The sequence below is a fragment of the Streptomyces inhibens genome, assembly GCF_022221585.1.
Lineage (GTDB): Bacteria > Actinomycetota > Actinomycetes > Streptomycetales > Streptomycetaceae > Streptomyces > Streptomyces inhibens.
In genome coordinates this window covers 2,400,117-2,421,564 of the sequence record NZ_CP084681.1, presented here as the reverse complement: position 1 = coordinate 2,421,564, position 21,448 = coordinate 2,400,117, and the positions used below count along the sequence as shown (strand labels likewise).

Sequence of the window (21,448 nt, the reverse complement as noted above, 5' to 3'; positions counted from 1 at the left end):
ATCAGGTTTGGGCGGCGGATCGCGGGCCGGCCGGCAGCACGGAATGCCGCCGCGTACGGAATGTCGGTGCGGCTGGTTACGCTGATCAGTGCGCGCACAGGTGCGTGACGCGGCACATATCGCAAGGGGAGCAGTGACGTGGCGGTACGAGCGGTCCGCGGGGCCGTCCAGCTGGAGCGGGACGACGCGGAGCATATGCAGGAGCAGGTCGGCGAGCTGCTCACCGCCATCCTGGAGCGCAACGACCTCGTCGCGGACGACCTGATCAGCGTGTGGTTCACCGCCACCCCCGATCTGCACAGCGACTTCCCGGCCGCCGCGGCCCGCGCCCTGGGCATCACGGACGTCCCGCTGATCTGCGCCCAGGAGCTGGACGTCACCGGTGCCATGGATCGCGTGGTGCGGGTGCTCGCCCATGTCGAGACCGGGCTGTCCAAGGCCGGGATCGCCCATGTCTACCTCGGCGCGGCCGGGGCGCTGCGGAAGGACATCGCGCAGTGAGGACCGCACTCGTCATCGGAACGGGCCTGATCGGCACCTCGGCCGCGCTCGCGCTCAACGCACGGGGCGTGCAGGTGTTCCTGGAGGACCACGACCAGGCCCAGGCCCTGACGGCCGCCGCGCTCGGCGCGGGCGCCGCGGAGGCGCCACCGGGACCGGTCGATCTGGCCATCGTGGCCGTGCCGCCGGCCCATGTCGCGGCGGCGCTGGCCGGTGCCATGCAGCGCGGTCTGGCCCGTGCGTACATCGACGTCGCCAGCGTCAAGGGCGGCCCGCGCCGCGAGCTGGAGGCCATGGGCCGCGATCTGACCGGCTACCTCGGCACCCACCCGATGGCCGGCAAGGAGCGCTCCGGCCCGCTGGCCGCCACCGCCGACCTCTTCGAGGGCCGGCCCTGGGTGCTCACCCCGACCCGCGACGGCGACACCGAGGTGCTCAACCTCGCCCTGGAACTGGTCGCGCTGTGCCGGGCCGTCCCGGTGGTGATGGACGCGGACGCCCACGACCGCGCCGTCGCGCTGGTCTCGCACACCCCGCAGCTGCTCTCCAGCCTCGTCGCCGCCCGGCTCAAGGGCGCCGACGAGACCGCCGTGCGCCTCTGCGGCCAGGGCATCCGGGATGTGACGCGGATCGCGGCCTCCGACCCCGGGATGTGGATCGACATCCTGTCCGCCAACCCGGGCCCGGTCGCCGATGTACTGTCCGAGGTCGCCGCCGACCTGGACGAGACCGTACGGTCCCTGCGTGCCCTGGAGTCCGCCGACGAGGACAAGCGCGGCGGCGGCGCCAGCGGCATCGCGGACGTACTCCGCCGCGGCAACGCCGGCCGGGAGCGGGTGCCCGGCAAGCACGGCGCCGCCCCCACCGCGTACGAGAACGTCGCCGTCTACATCGGTGACCAGCCCGGCGAGCTGGCCCGGATCTTCGCCGACGCCGGCCGGGCCGGGGTCAACATCGAGGACGTCCGCATCGAGCACGCCACCGGTCAGCAGGCGGGCTTCATCCAGCTCATGGTCGAGCCGCAGGCGGTGCCGGTGCTGACCGCGGAGCTGCGCGAGCGGGGCTGGTCCATCCGGCAATGACACCGTGGACGGCGCCGTGCGGGTGAGCCAGTAACCTTGTCCGAGGCCCGCATGGCCCTTGGACCCCCGCCCCGTGTACAAGAAAGGTGTTCGTCACCGTGGAAACCGCCGCTCGGACCGCCCCGGCTGCAGTGATTGTCGCCATCGACGGCCCCGCTGGCACGGGCAAGTCCAGCACGTCCAAGGCCGTGGCCGCCAAGCTGGGCCTCGGCTATCTCGACACCGGTGCCCAGTACCGCGCGATCACGTGGTGGATGCTGACCAACGGCATCGACGTCCATGACGCGACCGCGGTGGCCGACGCCTCCGCCAAGCCCGTGATCGTCTCCGGCACCGACCCGGCCGCCCCGACCATCGCGGTCGACGGCCTGGACGCCGCGGGACCGATCCGCACCCAGGAGGTCACCGCCGCGGTCAGCGCCGTCAGCGCGGTGCCCGAGGTGCGGGCCCTGATCACCGACCTGCAGCGCAGCATCGCCGCCGAGGCGCCGCGCGGCATCGTCGTCGAGGGCCGGGACATCGGCATCACCGTCCTGCCCGACGCCGACCTCAAGGTCTTCCTGACCGCCTCCCCCGAGGCCCGGGCGGCCCGCCGCAGCGGCGAGCTCAAGGGCAAGGACGCCACTGACCTGGCCGCCACCCGCGAGGCGCTGATCAAGCGGGACGCCGCCGACTCCTCCCGTAAGACCTCCCCGCTGGCCAAGGCGGACGACGCCGTCGAGGTGGACACCACCGAGCTGACGCTGGAGCAGGTCATCGAGTGCGTGGTCACCCTCATCGAGGGCGCCGCCGCCGAGAAGGCGGGGCGGGTCGTTCGGTGACCGACAGCGGCAGGGCGGCGGGGATCCGCACCCTTCGGCGCCCGACGGACAGCCCGGTGCCGAGCGCGGCGGGTGCCGCGGTCGGCAGGCGGATCGGCATCGGCCTGATGTACGGGCTGTGGCGGCCGCGGGTGCTGGGCGCCTGGCGGGTGCCCTCCACCGGCCCGGTGATCCTCGCCGTCAACCACTCGCACGGCATCGACGGCCCGATGCTGATGGGCACCGCGCCACGGCCGGTGCACTTCTTGATCAAGAAGGAAGCCTTCGTCGGCCCGCTGGACCCGTTCCTGCGGGGCATCGGGCAGGTGAAGGTGGACCGCAGCACCGCCGACCGCAAGGCGATCACCGACGCGCTCGGGGTGTTGGAGCGCGGCGGGGTGCTGGGGATCTTCCCGGAAGGCACCCGTGGCGAGGGTGACTTCGCCTCCCTGCGGGCGGGCCTGGCGTACTTCGCGGTGCGCTCCGGCGCCCCGGTGGTGCCGGTGGCGGTGCTCGGCAGCAGGGACCGCCACAGCCGGCTGACGTCGGCCGTACCGCCGCTGCGCGCCCGCGTCGACGTCATCTTCGGCGAGGCCTTCGAGGCGGGCGACGGCAGCGGGCGGCGCACCCGTAAGGCGCTCGACGAGGCGACCGTACGGATCCAGGAGCGGCTGACCGCCCACCTGGCAGAGGCCAGGCGCCTGATCGGGCGCTGACCGACACTTGAGTAGTGGGACGCGTACGAGCGGCCCACCGACCACGCGGCGGCAGCCGCATATTTGACAGCATGGACGAGGAACGGACTTCATGAACGACCAGATCCCCACCGGCGACGAGCACGGTGCGCTTGGCGACGCCGAGTACGCGGAGTTCATGGAGCTTGCCGCGCAGGAGGGCTTCGACCTCGAGGAGGTCGGGGGCGACATCGCCGCTGCCGGCCATGGCCCGCTGCCCGTCCTCGCCGTCATCGGCCGCCCCAATGTCGGCAAGTCGACGCTGGTGAACCGCATCATCGGCCGCCGTGAGGCGGTCGTCGAGGACAAGCCGGGCGTCACCCGCGACCGCGTCACCTACGAGGCCGACTGGAACGGTCGCCGCTTCAAGGTCGTCGACACCGGCGGCTGGGAGCAGGACGTCCTCGGCATCGACGCATCCGTGGCGATGCAGGCCGAGTTCGCCATCGAGGCCGCGGACGCGTGCGTCTTCGTCGTCGACGCCAAGGTCGGCGCGACCGACACCGACGAGGCCGTCGTCAAGCTGCTGCGCCGCTCCGGCAAGCCCGTGGTGCTGGTCGCCAACAAGGTCGACGGCCCGTCAGGCGAGGCCGACGCCGCCATGCTGTGGTCGCTGGGCCTCGGCGAGCCGTACCCGGTCTCCGCGCTGCACGGCCGGGGCACCGGCGACATGCTCGACGCCGCGCTGGAGGCGCTGCCCGAGGCGCCCGCGCAGACCTTCGGTGCCGCCCTCGGCGGCCCCCGCCGGATCGCGCTGATCGGCCGCCCGAACGTCGGCAAGTCGTCGCTGCTGAACAAGGTCGCCGGCGAGGAGCGGGTGGTCGTCAACGAGATGGCCGGCACCACCCGTGACCCGGTCGACGAGCTGATCGAACTCGGCGGCAAGACCTGGAAGTTCGTGGACACCGCCGGTATCCGCCGCCGGGTGCACCTCCAGGAAGGCGCCGACTACTACGCCTCGCTGCGTACCGCGGCGGCCGTGGAGAAGGCCGAGGTCGCGGTCGTCCTGATCGACGCCGGTGAGTCCATCAGCGTCCAGGACCAGCGGATCATCACGATGGCCGTGGAGGCCGGACGCGCCCTGGTCATCGCCTACAACAAGTGGGACAACCTCGACGAGGAGCGCCGTTTCTACCTGGAGCGGGAGATCGAGCGGGACCTCGTGCAGATCCCGTGGGCGATGCGGGTGAACGTCTCCGCGCGCACCGGCCGCCACATGGAGAAGCTGGTCCCGGCGATCGAGACCGCGCTGGCCGGATGGGAGACCCGGATCCCCACCGGGCGGCTGAACGCCTTCCTCGGCGAGATCGTCGCCTCTCACCCGCACCCGATCCGCGGTGGCAAGCAGCCCCGCATCCTCTTCGGCACCCAGGCCGGCACCAAGCCGCCGCGCTTCGTGCTGTTCGCCTCCGGCTTCCTGGAGGCCGGTTACCGCCGCTTCGTCGAGCGCCGACTGCGCGAGGAGTTCGGCTTCGACGGCACGCCGATCCACATCTCGGTGCGGGTGCGCGAGAAGCGCAGCAAGAAGAAGTAGCGGCCGGTCTCCCGGCCGGGCCGGCCGTGCGGGCGGATCAGCGTCCGTGCGGCCGGGCGTCCCGCTGCCCTGGTGGCAGCGCCGCCGGGGCATGGGTCCGTGGGTGGTACGGCTGCCGGCCCACGACTTCCCAGTGGCCCGTGGACGCCGCGGTACGGCCCCAGTTCCCGCTGCCGCGCAGCACTTCCGAGGTCTCCGGCTCGTCCGTACGGTCCCCGGGCAGGGCCCGGAAGGAGCGGCGGTACTCGGCGTACAACGCGTCATAGATCGGCGTGGTCGAGCCGCGGTCGGCGGTCTGCGTCGTCCCCTGTTCGCGCGACGGGCGCATGCCGGGGATCGGGTGGGTGTACTGGGCGCGGGAGGACGGGTCGTATGCGTGCACGTATGTGCCAACGACCCCGGTGGCCGTGGGATGCGGCTTTCATGCGGAAATGGCTGATCGCGGGCGCATGACCGACCGAATCGGTGGTCATGCCCCCGCGATCGGGTGCCGGTGGGCTGTCAGGTGCCGGCCAGCGGCATGGCCGCCGCGACCAGGGCGCCCTTCGCGGCGGCGTCCTCCAGCGCCTGCCGCATGAGGTCCTCACGCGGCTGGTGGCCGATGGTGCCGGCGGGCGCGGCGTACATCAGCACCGCCTGCGCCTTGTTGGCCGCGGCGCGCCAGCCGTCGGACACGGCCAGCGGCTGATGGGCCTGCCACCAGGCGGCCTGGCTGCCGGGGTTGCCCGGCTGGAGTACGGCGTGCAGCTTGCCCATGGCCAGCAGTGCGGACCAGCCCGGGTTCGGGGCGGGCAGCTGGTTCATGTCCGTCACCGGATGGAAGCCCTGCTCCAGGAGCAGCGGAAGGAAGTCGTCGTTCAGGCTGACGGAGCCGGGGCGGGCGATCGGGCCGTCCGGCTCGACCACCAGGGCCGGGCGCAGATCGCCCTCGATCAGTACCAGACCGCAGGTGATCCCGAGGGTCGCCTGGCGTCCGTTGGTGGGGACCGGAGCGGCCGGCGCGGGCACGGCTCCGGGCGTACGGGGGGCGGCGTCCTCCCCGGTGATGGAGCGCACGGCTCCCTGGAGCTGCTCCTCCGACACCGGGACGACCTGCGAGGGGATGCATGTGGCATGGGCGAACGCGAGCACCGCGGTCTCCTCGCCCACGAACAGGACGGTGCTGGTGCGCTCCTGCTCGCTGTCGCCGGGGGTCCGGCAGGAGGTGCAGTCATAGCTGCCGGGGGCGTCGCCACCGGCCAGCAGGCGGTCGGCTTCTTCGTCGCCGATCTCGGCGCGAACGTCGTCGCTGACGTCGAGCATGCGCGGCACGGGTGGCTCCTCGATCTCTGTGCGTCTGCCGGGCGGTCTCCCGGCTCGTACAAGGACAACGGGTGACCTGCGGCAGGAGTCACGCGAGGACGGGAACGGAATCGAACCAATCGCCGCACAGCGGAAATCCGCGGAAAGGTGTTCCGGAAGCGGTCACTTACTGCCAACTCTTGCGCAGAACTTGGCGCAGTCGGCGGTGTTCCGTACACCGGACCGGGTGGCCCCGGGGCCTGGAGGGCGCGGCGCACTGGCCAACGGCAGGCGGCTGCCTACCGTCACCGGCTATGTCGGACAACTCTTCGGCGCCACGGCGCCTCGTGGGATCCGTCGGGCTGCTCACCGCGGCGGCCACTGCCCTGGTCCTGTGCCTGCCCGGTGGCGCCGCCGCCGACGAGCCGAACGGTGCGGACGGGGGCGCCACAGGCGGTGGCGGTGGCAAGGTCGCGCACGCCTGCGCGGTCGACCAGTGGCCGTGGGGCTGCCTCGCGGAGTGTGAGAGCAGCGGCGACTGGCACGTCAACACCGGCAACACCTTCTACGGTGGGCTGCAGTTCTGGCAGCCCACCTGGGAGGCGTTCGGCGGTCTCGCCTTCGCACGGCGGGCCGACCTCGCCACCCGCGACGAGCAGATCGAGGTCGCGAAGAAGGTGCAGGCCGCCCAGGGCTGGGGCGCCTGGCCCGTGTGCGCCAGGCGCTACGGGCTGACCCACGGCGAACGCACCCATGTCGTACGGCGCGATGACACGCTCGGCTCGATCGCGCGCAAGCACCATGTGAAGGGCGGCTGGCGGGCGCTCTACAAGGCCAACCGGAAGGCCGTCGGGCGGAACCCGCACCGGCTGAAGATCGGCACCGAGCTGAGGCTGCCTTAGGGCGTGTCACCGGGGCGGAGGGGATTCGCGGCCGCGAGGTTCCCTCGTGCGGCTACCGATGGCCTAACTCTTTCGGAACAACTTGGCGAAAGCCCCCAACCCGGAACCCCTTTTTGCGGTCCTTCTGTTCAGCAGTGGGCTGCATCGCGCCGTCGGGGAGGGGGCGCGATGTGGTCCACGGGGAGACCAGGAACGACCGAAGACCAGGGGACGCGGGGGCGGATGCACATCTCATTCCTGATTCACAATGCCTATGGCATCGGGGGGACGATCCGGACCACGTGCAACCTGGCCCGTACGCTCGCCGAGCGGCATGACGTCGAGATCGTGTCCGTCCTGCGCCACCGCGACGCCCCGCTCTTCGACCCCGGGCCCCGCGTCGCGCTGCGGCATCTCGTGGACATCAGGGAATCCAGCCCCACCTACGACGGCGCGGACCCGGCGCACGCCCGTCCCGCCAAGGTCTTCCCCGCCGCCGAGGGGCGCTTCGACCAGTACAGCGAGCTCACCGACCGCCGCATCGCCCAGCATCTGCGCCGGATCGAGGCGGACGTGGTGGTCGGCACCCGCCCCGGACTCAATGTGCACATCGCCAAGCAGACGCACCGCGGCCCGGTCCGTATCGGCCAGGAGCACCTCACCCTGGACACCCACCCCCGGGCGCTCAAGCTGGCGCTGCGCGGCGCCTATCCGCGGCTCGACGCCGTCACCACCGTCACCGAGGCCGACGCCCGCGCCTACCGCCGGACGCTGCGGCTGCCCGGCGTGCGCATCGAGGCGGTGCCCAACAGCGTGCCGGCGCCCGCCCTGCCGCCCGCCGACGGCACCGGCAAGTGGGTCGTGGCGGCCGGCCGGCTCGCCCGCGTCAAGCGTTATGACGTGCTGATCCGCGCCTTCGCCCGGGTCGCCGCCGAGCGCCCCGACTGGCGGCTGCGGATCTACGGCGGCGGCGCCGAGAAGGCCACCCTGCGTGCCCTGATCGACGAACTCGGCCTGTACAACCATGTTTTCCTGATGGGCCCGGCCAACCCCCTGGAGCCCGAGTGGGCCAAGGGCTCGATAGCCGCCGTCTCCTCCAGCCTGGAGTCCTTCGGGATGACGATCGTCGAGGCCATGCGCTGCGGTCTGCCGGTCGTCGCCACGGACTGCCCGCACGGTCCCGGCGAGATCATCGCCGACGGGGTCGACGGCAAGCTGGTGCCGGTCGGCGACCCGGAGGCGCTGGCCGGCTCGCTGCTCGCACTGATCAACGACGATGCCGCGCGCAAGCGGATGGGCGGCGCCGCGCTGGCCTCGTCCGCCCGCTTCGACCCCGCCATGGTCGCCGGGCGCCATGAAGCGCTCTTCGGCGAGCTGCTCGTGCGCCGGCGGGGCCATCAGCTGCGCGGCAGCCTGCATCGCGCCCGGGGAGCACTGCTCAGCGGCGCATACGCCACCAAGGACGCGGCCCGCGCCGCGCTGAGAGGGGTGCGGACGGCGTGACCGCGTCGAGCCGGCTGACCATGACCGAAGACCAGACGAAGGAGTCCTCTGCCATCGACCAGGAACCCACGGTTCCGGTGAGCGCGGGACCCGACGGCGCCGAGCGGCCGCGCAAGCGGCGCGGCAAGGCGGCGCCCGCGGAGCTGCGGGCCGACTGCATCGCGGACTCCGCGGGCGGCCTCACCTTCGATCTGAGCGCCCCCGAGGGCACCCACACCACCTGGAGCGCGGCGCTGGTGCTGCGGCTGCGCGGCGGCGACGGCGCGGACGACGAGGTGAGGTTGCCGCTCGGGCCGAACGGCGCCGGGCGGCTGCGTGCCGTACTGCCCAGCACCGTCGCGCTCGCCGAGGGCCGCTGGAACGCCTACGCGGACCTGGGCGACGGCCAGGACCCGCGGCGCCTGCAGCCGGGCGTCAACGATCTGCGGTCGCTGGTGGACCGCCGGCCGCTGGCGGGCATCGGCCGGCTCGGTGTACGTATCCCGTACGCGACCAAGTTCGGCAATCTCGCGCTGCGCAGCTGGCTGCGCGGCCCGCACGCCGAGGCCGGCGACATTCTGGTGGCGCCGGACGGGCTGACGGTCTCCGGCCGGCTCTACGGTGCCGCCCCGGCCGCCGGCGCCCGGGCCGAGGCCCGCGCGCGCCGCGCCCCCGACTCCCCGGCCGCGGTCACCGTCCCGCTGACCGTCGACGGCGCGGACTTCACCTTCACACTGCCCTACGAGGAGCTGGCCGGCCGCTGGGAGCGGGGCAGCGAGCCGTGGGACCTGTGGCTGCGCCCCGCCGAGGGCGCCCGGCCGGTCCGTATCGCCCGTCTCCTGGACGATGTCGCGGACAAGAAGCAGGTCTTCAGTTACCCGGCGCTGCCGGTGGCGGCCGAGGCGGGGCAGGTCAGGGTCGGTCCGTACTACACGCTCGACAACGACCTGGCCATACGGGTCGCCGGACCGGACGGGAGCTGACGTATCGTCAGTTCTGGTCCCGGGCCGTATCGAGGACCGTAGCTGTCCGCAAAGGCTGCGAGACTCGGCGCATGTTGGAGACCTCCGCACGGCTGCTGCGCCTGCTCTCGCTGCTCCAGGCCCATCGGGAGTGGTCCGGCGCGGAGCTCGCCGACCGGCTCGATGTCACCCCGCGCACCGTCCGCCGGGACATCGACCGGCTGCGCGAGCTGGGCTACCCCGTCCACTCCGCGCCCGGGACGGCCGGCGGCTACCGGCTGGGCGCCGGCGCCGAACTCCCGCCGCTGCTGCTGGACGACGAGGAGGCGGTGGCGGTCGCGGTCGGGCTGCGCACCGCGGCGGCCGGCGGCGTCGAGGGCATCGAGGAGACCTCCGTACGGGCACTGGCGAAGCTGGAGCAGGTGCTGCCGCACCGATTGCAGCGCAGGGTCGGCGCGCTGAACGCCGTCACCGTGCCGATGCTCGGCAGCGGCGGCCCCCGGGTGGACCCCCATGTCCTCACCGAGCTAGCGCACGCCTGCCGGGACTGCCACCGGCTGCGGTTCGACTACACCGCCCACAACGGCACGGCCTCCCGCCGCACCGTCGAACCCCACCGCCTGGTCTGCGCCCAGCGCCGCTGGTACCTCGTCGCCTGGGACGTGGACCGCGCGGACTGGCGCACCTACCGCGCCGACCGCATCACCCCCACCCCGCCGCACGGCCCCCGCTTCACGCCCCGTACCCCGCCCGCCGAGGACCTCGCCGCCTATGTCTCCCGGGGCATCTCAACCCAGGCGTACGCGAAGCAGGCGACGGTGCTGCTGCATGCCTCGGTCGAGCAGGCCGAGGCCCGGATCAGCCCGTCCGCGGGGGTGCTCGAAGCGGTCGACGAGCGCCACTGTCTGCTGCGCACGGGGGCGCACAGTCTGGAGCTGATGGTGATCCATATCGTGCTGACGGGCTTCGACTTCGAGGTTCGCGAGCCGCCGGAACTCCTCGACCGGGTACGCGAGATCAGGGACCGGCTTGCCCGGGCGCTGGAGCCACCGGCTGCTTGGCCACCTCCGGGTGGTGCAGATCGAACGCCGGGGACTCGGAGCGGATCTTCGGAAGGGTCGTGAAGTTGTGCCGGGGCGGCGGCGAGGAGGTCGCCCACTCCAGGGAGCGGCCGAAGCCCCAGGGGTCGTCCAGCGCGATCTTGGCGCCGTAGCGCGTGGTCTTCCAGACGTTGTAGAGGAACGGCAGGGTCGACAGACCGAGCAGGAACGAGCCGATGGTGGCGAGGGTGTTGAGGGCCGTGAAGCCGTCGGCGGCCAGATAGTCGGCGTAGCGGCGCGGCATGCCCTCCACCCCCAGCCAGTGCTGGACGAGGAAGGTGAGGTGGAAGCCGGTGAACAGCGTCCAGAAATGGATCTTTCCCAGGCGCTCGTCGAGCATTTTGCCGGTGAATTTCGGCCACCAGAAGTAGAAGCCCGCGAAGGTGGCGAAGGCGACCGTCCCGAAGACGACGTAATGGAAGTGGCCGACGACGAAGTACGAGTCGGTGACGTGGAAGTCCAGCGGCGGTGAGGCCAGGATGACGCCGGTCAGTCCGCCGAACAGAAAGCTCACCAGGAAGCCGACCGACCACAGCATCGGGGTCTCGAAGGACACCGAGCCCTGCCACATGGTGCCGATCCAGTTGAAGAACTTCACCCCGGTCGGCGCCGCGATCAGAAACGACATGATGGAGAAGAACGGCAGCAGCACCGCCCCGGTCACGAACATATGGTGCGCCCAGACCATCACCGACAGGGCCGTGATGGCCATCGTCGCGCCGATCAGCATGACGTAACCGAAGATCGGTTTACGGGAGAAGACCGGGATGATCTCCGTGATGATGCCGAAGAACGGCAGCGCGATGATGTAGACCTCGGGATGGCCGAAGAACCAGAACAGGTGCTGCCACAGCAGCGCACCGCCCCACTGTGCCTCGAACACCACCGCCCCGTAGTGCCGGTCCGCCTCCAGTACCAGCAGCGTGGCCGCCAGTACGGGGAAGGCCATCAGCACCAGGACCGAGGTGAAGAGGATGTTCCAGGTGAACACCGGCATCCGGAACATCGTCATGCCGGGCGCCCGCATCACGATGATCGTGGCGATGAAGTTGACGGCACCGAGGATGGTGCCGAAACCGGCCAGCGCCAGGCCCATGATCCACATATCGGCGCCGATGCCGGGGGAGCGGACCATCGAGTTGAGCGGGGCGTACGCCGTCCACCCGAAGGCCGGGCCGCCGAACGGCGTGAGAAAGCTGCCCAGCACGATCAGGCCGCCGAAGAGGTAGAACCAGTACGAGAGCATGTTCAGCCGCGGGAAGGCCACATCGGGCGAGCCGATCTGCAGCGGCATGATCTCGTTCGCGAAGCCGGCGAAGGCGGGGGTGGCGAACAGCAGCAGCATGATCGTGCCGTGCATGGTGAACGCCTGGTTGTACTGCTCGGCGGTGATGAGCTGCAGCCCGGGGCGGGCCAGTTCGGCGCGCATCACCAGCGCCAGCAGGCCGCCCACCAGGAAGAATCCGAACGAGGTGATCAGGTAGAGATGCCCGATCTTCTTGTGGTCGGTGGTCGTCAGCCAGTCGACCAGCACCGATCCGCGGCGCCGCGCCCTCGGGGGCCGGAGGCTTGCCCGGTCGGTGTCCGTAACCATCCGCTGCACCTCGTTCGTCGAAGGTGTACTGGCGCCCGGGACATGATGCTCGGGCGCGTGGCGCAGTGCGAGAGGGCGCTCCGGTCCGTTCCGGTGGAACCGGCGGCCCGGTGGATGCGGCGGTCCGGCGGACGGGCGGCGGGGGAGCGGACGGGGTCCCGGCGGCCGGGGGTGATGTGCGGGAAATGTGTATGGAGTGTGTCTCGTTGGACAATTTCCCGACGGCTGATAAAGGCCTTCGGGTAAGGGGAATGCGATGCTGACGGGGGATTAATTTCCCCGCCGTGCGCCGAGCCGTCCGGAGCGGCTGTGCCCGTTCCCTATTTGATCAAGGCGGAATTCCGGCGACTTTATTTTTCCACCCGGTTGCGGCGTCACTCGGCGCGTACGGGTGACGGAAGTTCCGGCAAACGCAGGAACGTCCGCTGTGACACAAGTGTGACCAATGACGGACCGGTAAGTCACCGGCGTGTGCGCCGGACGGGCCTTCCGCGGGCCGCCACGGGCGCCTACGGTGGCTGTCATGGCTGACATACCGAACCTTCCGAACAACCCTCAGGACGACATCGAGACGTATGTCGGCCTCGACCGGCAGGACGCCGAGGAGCGGGCCAGGGAGCGCGGCTGGACCACCGTCCGCTCGCTGCCGCCGGGCGCGATGATCACCATGGAATACCTGGCCGGCCGGCTCAACTTCGAGGTCAAGGACGGCGCGGTGCACCGCAGCTGGCAGGGCTGAGCACCGCAACCACGACGAAGGCCCCGGCCGCTCGGGAGAGAGCGGCCGGGGCCTTCGTCGCGGGGTGGGGTTGTGCGTACCGGCCCCGCGGGTTGTGGGGTGGTCAGCCGCTCCCGTTGCGGCCGCGCCCGGAGGTCGGGCTCAGCGGCGTGGTGCGCGGGACGCGGTCCGCGTGCGGCGGCCGCCGGCTGCCCGCCGGGGTGACCGGCGTGCGCTCCGACCGGATGGTGTACGGGCGCGACGGGTGGTGCGGCCAGCCGTCCGGGGCGTGGGCGGCCGAGCGGCTGCCCGTGCCGGCACCGATCGTCTCGCGTACGAGCACCTCGCCCTCGGGGGCGATGCGCTGCCGGGAGACTCCCGGAGCCAGCGAGCCGGCCGGCAGCGGGCCGCGCAGCGAATCGGGGCGCAGCCGCAGCCACAGCCGCAGCAGGATGCCCATGAGGCGGTCCTCCACCCAGGTGACGCCGGGCTCCAGCCACGGCATCGCCAGCAGCACCAACAGCCCCGCGGCCCAGCCGAGCAGCACATCGCTGACCCAGTGCGTGCCGAGGTAAACGGTCGTCATGCCGACGCCCAGCGCGCCGAGTGCGGCGATCACCGAGAGCGTGCGGCGGCGCAGCGGGGTGGTCGCCAGGTAGGCGAGCACGCCCCAGGTGACCACGGCGTTCGCGGTGTGACCCGAGGGGAATATGTCGCCCCCGAGCCACATCTCGTTGGCGCCGACGGTGGTCGCGTAGTGCGGGCCGAGCCGGCTCATGCCGAGCTTGGCGGCGCCCACGGTGATGTTCAGCAGCAGCAGCGAGGCGCCGAGCACCAGCAGCGGGTGGAGGTTGCGCTGGCGCCAGCAGCGCCAGCCCAGCCATGCCGCCACCGCCACCGCGGTCGGCCCGCGCTGCCCCAGCACCACGAAGTAGTCGAGGAAGGCATGAATCTCGGGCCACTGCTTGTAGGGCCTGAAGAACATGACTTGCCAGTCGAACGTGACCAGCCATGAAGTGGCCAGCACTCCGGCCACGATCGCGAGATACACCGCCAGCGTGCCCCAGAACAGCCACAGGCGGGTCCGGGTCATGCGGGGTGGTCGGGCGCGATCGGTCGGGCGCTCCTCCATCTGGTCGAGCTTGTCATCGGTACGCACTCAATCGACGTTACCGCGTGTGATGTAGGTGCTTGGTCAAACTGTGCGCTTTGTAATGACGATGTGATGTGGAATGCGTCTCAAGCGCGGCCCCGCCGCAGGGATTTGGAAGGGAATTCTCGGCGATTCTCTATCCCTTCCCGACGCTCGCGTGTCGTCACCCTGAGCGCCTTATCTGCTTTTCTCCGACGGAGTTTATCCGTCATTTGCTCGGGCGTCGTGTGATGTTTCCTCGGGGCCGTGCTCGCGGAGGGGGAGCGTCCGGTCGCGGCGGCCAGAAGATGATCACTGCCGGCCCCGTGGAGATCACGGCGGGCCCGAACCGTTCAGCCAGAACGCCCCGTAGACCGCGGACCCCACCGCCACCACCCCGATGACCAGCCAGGACCGCACCGGGCGCCACCGCGCGAGCCCCGCCGCGAGCGGCAGCAGCAGCGGATAGGCCGGCAACATCAGCCGCGGCTTGGACCCGAAGTAGCCCTTGGCGGTCAGCGCGAGCAGCAGCACCGTCCCGCCGTAGACCGCCAACGGCAGCGGCTGGCCCCGGCGTACGCCGTGCACGTACAGCCAGATCACCAGACCGACGCCGACCAGCAGACCGAGTCCGGCCGCGAACGCGGGCCCGGAGAGCTGGTGGCCGACGAACGAGGCGAACGCGAGACCGCCGTCGAAACCGTTGCCCCAGCCGCCCTGGACGTCCAGATAGCCGGTGAGCGAGCCCCGTTGCGCCCCCACCCACAGGAAGTAGCCGCACCAGCCCAGCGGCGCCAGGAGCACGCCGAGCAGCATGTCCCGGTGCTCACGGAGCGCCGCGCGCCACCCCGGACCGCCGGCCCGCGCCCGCCACACCGTCACCGCCGCGGTGATCCACACCGCCGCGACCACCGCCGCACCCACCGGCCGGGTCAGCCCGGCCAGCGAGGCCAGTACGCCCGCCCACACCCAGCGCCCGGTCAGCACGCAGTGGACGCCCCAGGCCGCGAGCGCGGTGAACAGGGACTCCGAGTACGCCATCGACTGCACGATGCCGACCGGCAGCGCGGCCCACAGCGCCGCCAGGGCGACCCCGGTTCCCGGCCCGTGCAGCCGCTCACCGGTCGCGTACAGCGCCCAGGCCGCGGCCAGCGACGCCAGCCAGGCCACCACCATCCCGGCGTCGGCGGGCGACAGCGGTGAGAGCGCCGACAGCCCGCGCTCCAGCCACGGCAGCAGCGGGAAGAACGCCAGGTTGGAGTGCACATCACCGTTGGCCAGCTGCACGCTGTAGCCGTAGCCCTGCTCGGCGACCCGGGTGTACCAGAGCGAGTCCCAGCGGGCGGTCAGCAGCGTGTGCCAGCTCTTGCCGTTCGCCGCCGACCAGACCGCGAGCACGGCCAGGCCCAGCATCCGGACCGCGGCGAACGCCGCCAGCGCGGGCGCGGCGCGGCGCAGCGCGGCCCGTACGGCAAAGCCGTCGCATCGGGTCCGGCCGGGAACGGCGGCGGTGGCAAGATCGTTCATCCAGTCGATTATCCAGGTGGCCGAAGAACGATTGTCGACGGCCGGTGGGGGAACGTGCGGCGCTGCGATGAGCGTCTCATCGTGAGGTGAGCCACGCGGCAGTCACGGGGACTCGCGTAGTCTGACGTCTCAACTCGCCCGTGCCGCCGGTTCCCCCGGGGCGTTTTCGCGCCCTGATCCGTGGCCGCGAGAGCATGACTGGAGGTGCTGCATGTCCGGGACGACCACGTCCGGCAGGGGACGGACGGCTGGTGTTCCCCGACTTTCAGGCGGCGGTGGGAACCGCTGGACCGTGCTGATCGTGCTCTGTGTCAGCCTGCTCTTCGTCGCGCTGGACACCACGATCCTGTACGTCGCCGTGCCCTCGGTCACCGAGGACCTGCGGCCGGGGCCGGTGGAGCTCCTCTGGATCGTCGATGTCTACCCGTTGATCGCGGCCTCGCTGCTGATCCTCTTCGGCACCCTCGGCGACCGCGTCGGCCGCCGGCGCATCCTCCTCCTCGGCTACGGCCTCTTCGGCCTGGCCTCGGCCGCCGCCGCGCTCGCGCCCAATCCGCAGATCCTGATGGTGGCCCGCGCGCTGCTCGGCATCGGCGGCGCGATGATCATGCCCGCGACGCTGTCGATCCTGCGGCAGGTCTTCCCCGACCGGCGCGAGCGCGCGGTCGCCATCGGCGTGTGGAGCGCGGTGGCCGCGGTCGGCGCCGCGGTCGGCCCGGTCCTGGGCGGCTTCCTCGTGGAGAACTTCTGGTGGGGCTCGGTCTTCCTCATCAACATCCCGATGATGGCCGCGATGCTCCTGATAGGCCGCTGGCTGCTGCCGGAGTCGCGCGGTGAGCGCAACGGCCCCTGGGACGTGATCGGCGCGATCATCGCGGCGCTCGGTGTGCTGGGCATCGTCCTCGGCGTGAAGCGGATCGGCAGCGGCGCGGCCGTGCTGGGCCCGACCACGCTGGTGCCGATCGTCGTCGGCATCGCGCTGCTGGTCCTCTTCGTACGGCGCCAGCACCGGCGCGAGCACCCGCTGATCGATATGCGGCTGTTCTCCCGGCCCGCGTTCGGCACCTCCGTCGGCTGCATCGTGCTGGCCATGCTCGCCCTGGTGGGCCTGCAGCTGATCGCCGTCCAGTACCTCCAGCTCGTCCTGGGGCTCAGCCCCCTGGAGACCGGGCTGCGGATGCTGCCCCTGGTCTTCGCCGCGATGGCCGCCGGCCTGACCGGCTCGAAGATGCTGCAGGCCCTCGGCCCGCGCGCCATGGTCTCGCTCGGCTTCGTGCTGACCGCTGTCGCGGTGCTCTGTCTGACCGCGATGAGCAGCCAGGACCGCCCCTGGCTGCTGTCCCTCGGCTTTGTGCTGCTCGGCTTCGGCTTCCAGTCCACGCTCTTCGGGGCGTACGAGTCGATGCTCAGCGAGGCCCCCGCCGAGCAGTCGGGCGGCGCCGCCGCCATCGGGGAGACCTCGTACCAGCTCGGTGCCGGCATCGGTGTCGCGCTGCTCGGCAGCGTGATGAACGCCGCCTACGCCCCCGGTCTGAGCCATGTCGACGGTGTCCCCGGGCGGGCCGCCGCCTCGGCCGCGCACTCCCTCGGCGAGGCCTACAAGGTGGCCGCCGGCCTGGGCCCGGCCGCCAAGGCCGCGCTGCGCGAGGCGGCCCGGGACTCCTTCGTCCGCGGGCTGCACATCACGCTCGTCGCCAGCGCCGTGCTGCTGCTGGTCGGCGCGGCGATCGCGCTGCGGTTGCCGCGCCGGGCCGCGGACTCCATGGAGCGGGCGGAAGGTGACACCGGCACGAGTGACGGCGCGGCTGCGGTCGCCGGCCGCGGCAGCGAGCCGGCTCCGGCGAGCTCCGGTCGCTGATCCCTCCTCCGGACCGGGCTTCTTCTCTCTTTGTGTGTGCACGCCTTCCTTTGTGTGCATACGCGGCGGTGACCCTTGCCCGCGCGGCACCGCGGGCCGTACCGTCGGACGCGCAATAACTACCACTGCTAGTTTTTCGCGCGAGCGCTGAACCTGCCGGAGGCCCCGCCATGTCCGCAACGCCGTCCTCGACGCTTCCGCCGTTCGACCCCGGCGACCCCCTGGGCATCGACGATCTGCTCACCGACGAGGACCGTGCCGTCCGCGACACCGTCCGCCGGTGGACCGCCGACCGGATCCTGCCGGAGATCGCCGACTGGTACGAGCGCGGCGAACTGCCCGGCATCCGCGAGCTCGCCCGTGAGCTGGGCTCCCTCGGCGCGCTCGGTATGTCCCTGACCGGCTACGGCTGCGCGGGCGCCTCCGCCGTCCAATACGGTCTGGCCTGCCTGGAACTGGAGGCGGCCGATTCCGGCATCCGTTCGCTGGTCTCCGTCCAGGGCTCGCTCGCCATGTACGCGATCTGGCGCTTCGGCTCCGAGGAGCAGAAGCAGCAGTGGCTGCCGCGGATGGCGGCCGGCGAGATCATCGGCTGCTTCGGTCTGACCGAGCCCGACCACGGCTCCGACCCCGCCGGGATGCGGACGTACGCCAAGCGCGACGGCGGAGACTGGGTGCTGAGCGGGCGCAAGATGTGGATCACCAATGGCTCGGTGGCCGGTGTCGCGGTGGTCTGGGCCCGTACCGACGAAGGCATCCGCGGCTTTGTCGTCCCCACCGACACCCCGGGATTCTCGGCCCCCGAGATCAAGCACAAGTGGTCCCTGCGCGCCTCGGTGACCAGCGAACTCGTCATGGACGAGGTACGGCTGCCGGCCGACGCGGTGCTCCCCGAGGTCACCGGGCTGCGCGGCCCGCTCGGCTGTCTCAGCCACGCCCGTTACGGCATCGTCTGGGGATCCATGGGGGCCGCGCGCGCCAGCTTCGAGGCGGCGCTGGACTACGCGAAGACGCGGGAGCAGTTCGGCAAGCCCATCGGCGGCTTCCAGCTCACCCAGGCCAAGCTCGCCGACATGGCGGTCGAACTGCACAAGGGGATCCTGCTGGCCCATCACCTGGGGCTGCGGATGGACGCGGGGCGGCTGCGTCCCGAGCAGATCAGCTTCGGCAAACTGAACAACGTGCGGGAGGCGATCGAGATCTGCCGCACGGCCCGGACGATCCTGGGTGCCAACGGGATCTCGCTGGAGTACCCCGTCATGCGGCATGCGACCAACCTCGAATCGGTGCTCACCTATGAGGGCACTGTCGAGATGCACCAACTGGTGCTGGGCAAGGCGCTCACCGGCCTGGATGCCTTCCGGTGAGCGGCCTCGCCCAGGAGCTCCGGTTGATCCCCGGTCGGAAGCATGCGGGACCCGCTCAACTCTGGTTGCCAGCCGGAGGCTGTCGTGCCTGGCTCAACTCTGGTTGCTGCATTACCCGGGGGTGACCCCCGGACCCCCAGCCGGAGGCTGTCGTGCCTGGCTCAACTCTGGTTGAAGAAGCCGCCGTTGCGGTGGGCGCGGGCCTCGCCGCTGACGACCTTGTAGTCGGCGGGGGTCAGCAGGAACACCCGGGTGGCGACCCGCTCGATCGAACCGCGCAGGCCGAAGGTCAGGCCGGCCGCGAAGTCCACCACACGCTTGGCGTCGGCGGACTCCATGGCCGTCAGGTTGACGATCACCGGGACGCCGTCACGGAACAGCTCGCCGATGCCACGCGCATCCCGGAAGCTCTCCGGGGTGACCGTGGCGATGCGGGTGCCCTGGTCCTGGGCGGCCTCGTCGGCCACCCGGACCCGGGGGTCGGTGACCCAGGGGTTGCCGACCGACTCTCCGGCGTCGGGTCCCTCGGCGTAGTCGTCGTCGTAGTAGCGCTCGTCATCATTGTCGTCGACGAGGCCAAGCCAAGCACTCGCCTTGCGCACCGATCCCATTGACGCCTCCTCTCACCCGTGGTCTGTGTGTGTCCGCCCCTATCGTCGTCCATGAGGCCGAGTGTGTGCCAAGTGGATAGCGGCCGCACGGGGGGTTCGTGACACATCTGGTGCAAAGAGGGTGGCGCGCCGTCAGCTTGCGCGCCCCGGTCGCGAACCGACAGTACGACAACCGTCACGGTCGGTACTCGAACGGGTGACGCCGGTAAATGGCCCGCGGGACAGGGCGCGAACCCGTGGGTCGGTTCGTGCACGGGACCAGGGCAAATGCCAATAGCCTGGTGACCCGACAGAGATACGGACCGACGGCCGGGCGACCGGCCCGCTGGAGGGATGTTGACGCGGCAGCGGGCTCCACGCTGCCGCGCCGACTACCGTGCGGGACGCCAAGTACGGATCTGCGCAGGGGAGTTCACTGGCTCAGTGGATCTCCGGCGGACTGATCCGTGACGTCTTGATCGCCGAGGCGCCGGTGCCCCACTTCTTCAGGATCCGGTCGTAGGTACCGTCCTTTATCAGCCGGCCCACCGCGGCCCGGACGGCGGGCGCCAGCGGGGTGCCCTTCTTGAACGCGAAGCCGACGTCGAGTCGCTTGAACTCATTGAGGAACCGCAGACCCGGCTGCTGCTTGACGGCGTAGCGCAGTCCGTTGATGGTGCTCATCACCACATCGGTGCGGCCCTGCTGGAGCGAGATCCACAGCGCGCCCTGCTCGGCGTAGGTCTTGACGTCGTACGGCTTCTTGCCGGCCTCCTTGCACAGATGCTGGTTCTCCTCCAGCGTCGCCTCGAAGGTGGTGCCCGCGCCGGTGGCGACCGTCAGCCCGCACAGCTGCTTCAGCGAGGTGACTTTCTTCAGCGGACTGTCCTTGCGGACCGCGAAGCCCTGGCCGTCGTTGATGTAGGTGACGAAGTCGATGGTTCTGCGGCGCTCGTCGGTGACGCCGAAGTTGCCGGTGCCCAGGTCGTATTTGCCGCTGCCGAGGGCCGGCAGGATCGCCTCGAAGCTCGCCACCTCACGGTCGATCCTGAGGCCGAGGGCCTTGCCGACGGCGTCGGCGAAGTCGATGTCCTGGCCGGCCAGGGTCTTGCCGTCGGCCAGATACGTGGCGCCGGGCGGGGTGCCGACGCTGGTGGCGAGCGAGAGGCTGCCCCGGGTGCGGATGTCGGCGGGCAGCAGTTCGGCGGCGGCCGGGTCCTTCTTGACCGACGAGACCACGTCCGTGGTGGGGATCTTGGCGTCGGCGGCCGCGGGTCCGGCAGCTCCGGCGCCGCCGGCCGGTTCGCCCGAACCGCAGGCGGTGAGCGCCAGCACCGCGGTGGTCAGGAGCGCGGCGGCGCGCAGTGCGGTGGTGCGGGGCGTGGTGAGCGTCATGGGCGCGGGATCTCCAGGTGCTTTTCGAACGGCAGCGGGCCGATCGACTCCGGGGCGGTGGGCAGATCGAACAGGGGGCGGTGGCGGACCGTCAGGCGGGTGGTCTCCGGCGGGCGGTGCGCGGCGGCGGTCATCGGATCCCCTCCGTGGCCGGCGACGGAACCGGGGGTGCGGCGGCGGACGGCCACGGCAGCGCATCGGGCGGTTCATGGCGTAGCTGCGGCAGTACCTCGGCGGTGGTCAGCCGCAGCGCCTCGGCCTTGCGGTGGAAGGGCAGCCCGGCGCTGTCCACGGAGAAGAACTGCAACGCATGCCAGCCGGCCGCCGGAGAGCTGGTCGGCGGTGGCATAGTCCTCCGCGACCCGTAGTGGGTCGAGGGTGGACAGCACGGTGACGGTGTGAACGGCTGGATGCGATGCTCCCTCCGGCCGAAGGTTGGGAGAGCGTCGAACCCCAACTCCTCGGCCAGTGAGGCGAGTTCGACGACCTCGCGGAGCCGGTCGTGCGGGGTGAGGAGATGTCCGGACTCCGCGTCCGGGACGTTGTCGATCAAAGTCATGACGCCGAAGCGCATACCGCGCCCTTCTTCGAGCGTGCCGAAGGAAATGAGGACGGAAAAGCCGGAAAGGTACTGCGAGCATGCGAGGGGAGGGTGCGCCGGTACGGCGGCGCGAGGTGTGAAGGCGCGCGGTTGGCGGGGAGAGAGGAACCGCGAAACGGCCCGGCCTTATCGGCGGCGGGCTTCAGGGCAGGGGGTCAGCTCAACAGGACGACGACCACACTCGACCGAAGTCGATGTGGTCCCGGGTGACCAGCCGCTGCCATGCGTACATGCGACTAAGTGGAACAGGCATCCGTTTCCGCGTCAACCATGAAGTGATCCATCGCTCACAGTGTGGACAGCCTTGAC

21 protein-coding genes are annotated in these 21,448 nt (G+C 71.1%); 12 read left to right on the top strand and 9 right to left on the bottom strand.

Annotated features, from left to right (window positions below):
* Positions 1-138: 138 nt before the first annotated feature.
* The 5 genes from aroH (at position 139) to der (ending at position 4,651) form a co-directional block, all read left to right on the top strand.
* A complete protein-coding gene (gene aroH / locus KI385_RS11275; protein ID WP_238572057.1) occupies positions 139-501 on the top strand; it encodes a chorismate mutase in 363 nt (120 codons plus the stop codon).
* A complete protein-coding gene (locus KI385_RS11270; RefSeq protein ID WP_238572056.1) occupies positions 498-1,583 on the top strand; it encodes a prephenate dehydrogenase in 1,086 nt (361 codons plus the stop codon). Before aroH ends, KI385_RS11270 begins: the two co-directional genes overlap by 4 nt.
* A gap of 98 nt (positions 1,584-1,681) precedes the next feature.
* Positions 1,682-2,404 carry a (d)CMP kinase gene (gene cmk / locus KI385_RS11265; protein ID WP_425356900.1) on the top strand — a complete coding sequence of 241 codons (723 nt, stop codon included), beginning with the start codon at positions 1,682-1,684 and terminating at the stop codon, positions 2,402-2,404.
* On the top strand, positions 2,401-3,099 hold the full coding sequence (locus KI385_RS11260; protein ID WP_425356899.1) for a lysophospholipid acyltransferase family protein: 699 nt from the start codon (positions 2,401-2,403) through the stop codon (positions 3,097-3,099). Before cmk ends, KI385_RS11260 begins: the two co-directional genes overlap by 4 nt.
* 91 nt (positions 3,100-3,190) lie before the next feature.
* Positions 3,191-4,651, top strand: coding sequence for a ribosome biogenesis GTPase Der (gene der, locus KI385_RS11255; RefSeq protein ID WP_238572054.1), 1,461 nt, complete (start codon positions 3,191-3,193; stop codon positions 4,649-4,651).
* A gap of 37 nt (positions 4,652-4,688) precedes the next feature.
* On the opposite strand, the gene KI385_RS11250 is transcribed toward der, so the two are convergent.
* On the bottom strand, positions 4,689-5,033 hold the full coding sequence (locus KI385_RS11250; protein WP_238572053.1) for a hypothetical protein: 345 nt from the start codon (positions 5,031-5,033) through the stop codon (positions 4,689-4,691).
* 119 nt (positions 5,034-5,152) lie between these two features.
* Complete coding sequence (locus KI385_RS11245; protein ID WP_238572052.1) at positions 5,153-5,962, bottom strand: hypothetical protein; 810 nt, start codon at positions 5,960-5,962, stop codon at positions 5,153-5,155.
* Between the two features lie 284 nt (positions 5,963-6,246).
* Here KI385_RS11245 and KI385_RS11240 point away from each other — a divergent pair, with 284 nt between their 5' ends.
* The 4 genes from KI385_RS11240 (at position 6,247) to KI385_RS11225 (ending at position 10,381) form a co-directional block, all read left to right on the top strand.
* Positions 6,247-6,834 carry a LysM peptidoglycan-binding domain-containing protein gene (locus KI385_RS11240; RefSeq protein WP_238572051.1) on the top strand — a complete coding sequence of 196 codons (588 nt, stop codon included), beginning with the start codon at positions 6,247-6,249 and terminating at the stop codon, positions 6,832-6,834.
* 222 nt (positions 6,835-7,056) lie between these two features.
* Positions 7,057-8,316: a glycosyltransferase family 4 protein gene (locus KI385_RS11235; protein WP_238572050.1), complete on the top strand. Its 1,260-nt coding sequence runs from the start codon at positions 7,057-7,059 to the stop codon at positions 8,314-8,316.
* Positions 8,313-9,278: a hypothetical protein gene (locus KI385_RS11230; protein ID WP_238572049.1), complete on the top strand. Its 966-nt coding sequence runs from the start codon at positions 8,313-8,315 to the stop codon at positions 9,276-9,278. Before KI385_RS11235 ends, KI385_RS11230 begins: the two co-directional genes overlap by 4 nt.
* A gap of 71 nt (positions 9,279-9,349) precedes the next feature.
* Entirely contained in the window at positions 9,350-10,381 is a 1,032-nt protein-coding gene (locus tag KI385_RS11225) for a helix-turn-helix transcriptional regulator (RefSeq protein WP_238572048.1), read from the top strand.
* On the opposite strand, the gene ctaD is transcribed toward KI385_RS11225, so the two are convergent.
* Positions 10,275-11,951 (bottom strand): aa3-type cytochrome oxidase subunit I, encoded by a 1,677-nt coding sequence (gene ctaD / locus KI385_RS11220; RefSeq protein WP_238572047.1) that lies wholly within the window; start codon positions 11,949-11,951, stop codon positions 10,275-10,277. The genes KI385_RS11225 and ctaD overlap by 107 nt on opposite strands.
* A 523-nt stretch (positions 11,952-12,474) precedes the next feature.
* Here ctaD and KI385_RS11215 point away from each other — a divergent pair.
* Positions 12,475-12,690, top strand: a complete 216-nt coding sequence (locus KI385_RS11215; RefSeq protein WP_238572046.1) for an I78 family peptidase inhibitor — start codon at positions 12,475-12,477, stop codon at positions 12,688-12,690.
* A 103-nt stretch (positions 12,691-12,793) separates the two neighbouring features.
* On the opposite strand, the gene KI385_RS11210 is transcribed toward KI385_RS11215, so the two are convergent.
* Both KI385_RS11210 and KI385_RS11205 read right to left on the bottom strand, forming a co-directional pair.
* Positions 12,794-13,828, bottom strand: coding sequence for a phosphatase PAP2 family protein (locus KI385_RS11210; protein ID WP_238572045.1), 1,035 nt, complete (start codon positions 13,826-13,828; stop codon positions 12,794-12,796).
* Positions 13,829-14,134: 306 nt separating this feature from the next.
* Positions 14,135-15,328 carry a hypothetical protein gene (locus KI385_RS11205; protein WP_238572044.1) on the bottom strand — a complete coding sequence of 398 codons (1,194 nt, stop codon included), beginning with the start codon at positions 15,326-15,328 and terminating at the stop codon, positions 14,135-14,137.
* 211 nt (positions 15,329-15,539) lie between these two features.
* Between KI385_RS11205 and KI385_RS11200 the strand changes: the two genes are divergently transcribed.
* Positions 15,540-17,186: an MFS transporter gene (locus KI385_RS11200; protein WP_238572043.1), complete on the top strand. Its 1,647-nt coding sequence runs from the start codon at positions 15,540-15,542 to the stop codon at positions 17,184-17,186.
* 170 nt (positions 17,187-17,356) lie between these two features.
* Positions 17,357-18,553, top strand: a complete 1,197-nt coding sequence (locus KI385_RS11195) for an acyl-CoA dehydrogenase family protein (protein WP_238572042.1) — start codon at positions 17,357-17,359, stop codon at positions 18,551-18,553.
* 161 nt (positions 18,554-18,714) lie between these two features.
* Here KI385_RS11195 and KI385_RS11190 read toward each other — a convergent pair whose 3' ends face one another.
* The 4 genes from KI385_RS11190 to KI385_RS11175 form a co-directional block, all read right to left on the bottom strand.
* On the bottom strand, positions 18,715-19,164 hold the full coding sequence (locus KI385_RS11190) for a cell division protein SepF (protein ID WP_238572041.1): 450 nt from the start codon (positions 19,162-19,164) through the stop codon (positions 18,715-18,717).
* Positions 19,165-19,584: 420 nt separating this feature from the next.
* A complete protein-coding gene (locus tag KI385_RS11185; RefSeq protein WP_238572040.1) occupies positions 19,585-20,538 on the bottom strand; it encodes an ABC transporter substrate-binding protein in 954 nt (317 codons plus the stop codon).
* Positions 20,535-20,672 (bottom strand): hypothetical protein, encoded by a 138-nt coding sequence (locus KI385_RS11180; protein WP_238572039.1) that lies wholly within the window; start codon positions 20,670-20,672, stop codon positions 20,535-20,537. The genes KI385_RS11185 and KI385_RS11180 overlap by 4 nt, the downstream gene beginning before the upstream one ends.
* Positions 20,669-21,097 (bottom strand): LLM class flavin-dependent oxidoreductase, encoded by a 429-nt coding sequence (locus KI385_RS11175; RefSeq protein WP_238572038.1) that lies wholly within the window; start codon positions 21,095-21,097, stop codon positions 20,669-20,671. The genes KI385_RS11180 and KI385_RS11175 overlap by 4 nt, the downstream gene beginning before the upstream one ends.
* Positions 21,098-21,448 lie beyond the last annotated feature (351 nt).

What these genes read in the sequence shown, in the direction of transcription:
- der (WP_238572054.1), top strand. Translation starts at nt 3,191, where the DNA reads ATGAACGACCAGATCCCCACCGGCGACGAGCACGGTGCGCTTGGCGAC.
- KI385_RS11240 (WP_238572051.1), top strand. Translation starts at nt 6,247, where the DNA reads ATGTCGGACAACTCTTCGGCGCCACGGCGCCTCGTGGGATCCGTCGGG.
- KI385_RS11235 (WP_238572050.1), top strand. Translation starts at nt 7,057, where the DNA reads ATGCACATCTCATTCCTGATTCACAATGCCTATGGCATCGGGGGGACG.
- KI385_RS11225 (WP_238572048.1), top strand. Translation starts at nt 9,350, where the DNA reads ATGTTGGAGACCTCCGCACGGCTGCTGCGCCTGCTCTCGCTGCTCCAG.
- ctaD (WP_238572047.1), bottom strand. Translation starts at nt 11,951, where the DNA reads ATGGTTACGGACACCGACCGGGCAAGCCTCCGGCCCCCGAGGGCGCGG.
- KI385_RS11215 (WP_238572046.1), top strand. Translation starts at nt 12,475, where the DNA reads ATGGCTGACATACCGAACCTTCCGAACAACCCTCAGGACGACATCGAG.
- KI385_RS11205 (WP_238572044.1), bottom strand. Translation starts at nt 15,328, where the DNA reads ATGAACGATCTTGCCACCGCCGCCGTTCCCGGCCGGACCCGATGCGAC.
- KI385_RS11200 (WP_238572043.1), top strand. Translation starts at nt 15,540, where the DNA reads ATGTCCGGGACGACCACGTCCGGCAGGGGACGGACGGCTGGTGTTCCC.
- KI385_RS11195 (WP_238572042.1), top strand. Translation starts at nt 17,357, where the DNA reads ATGTCCGCAACGCCGTCCTCGACGCTTCCGCCGTTCGACCCCGGCGAC.
- KI385_RS11190 (WP_238572041.1), bottom strand. Translation starts at nt 19,164, where the DNA reads ATGGGATCGGTGCGCAAGGCGAGTGCTTGGCTTGGCCTCGTCGACGAC.
- KI385_RS11185 (WP_238572040.1), bottom strand. Translation starts at nt 20,538, where the DNA reads ATGACGCTCACCACGCCCCGCACCACCGCACTGCGCGCCGCCGCGCTC.
- KI385_RS11180 (WP_238572039.1), bottom strand. Translation starts at nt 20,672, where the DNA reads ATGACCGCCGCCGCGCACCGCCCGCCGGAGACCACCCGCCTGACGGTC.
- KI385_RS11175 (WP_238572038.1), bottom strand. Translation starts at nt 21,097, where the DNA reads ATGACTTTGATCGACAACGTCCCGGACGCGGAGTCCGGACATCTCCTC.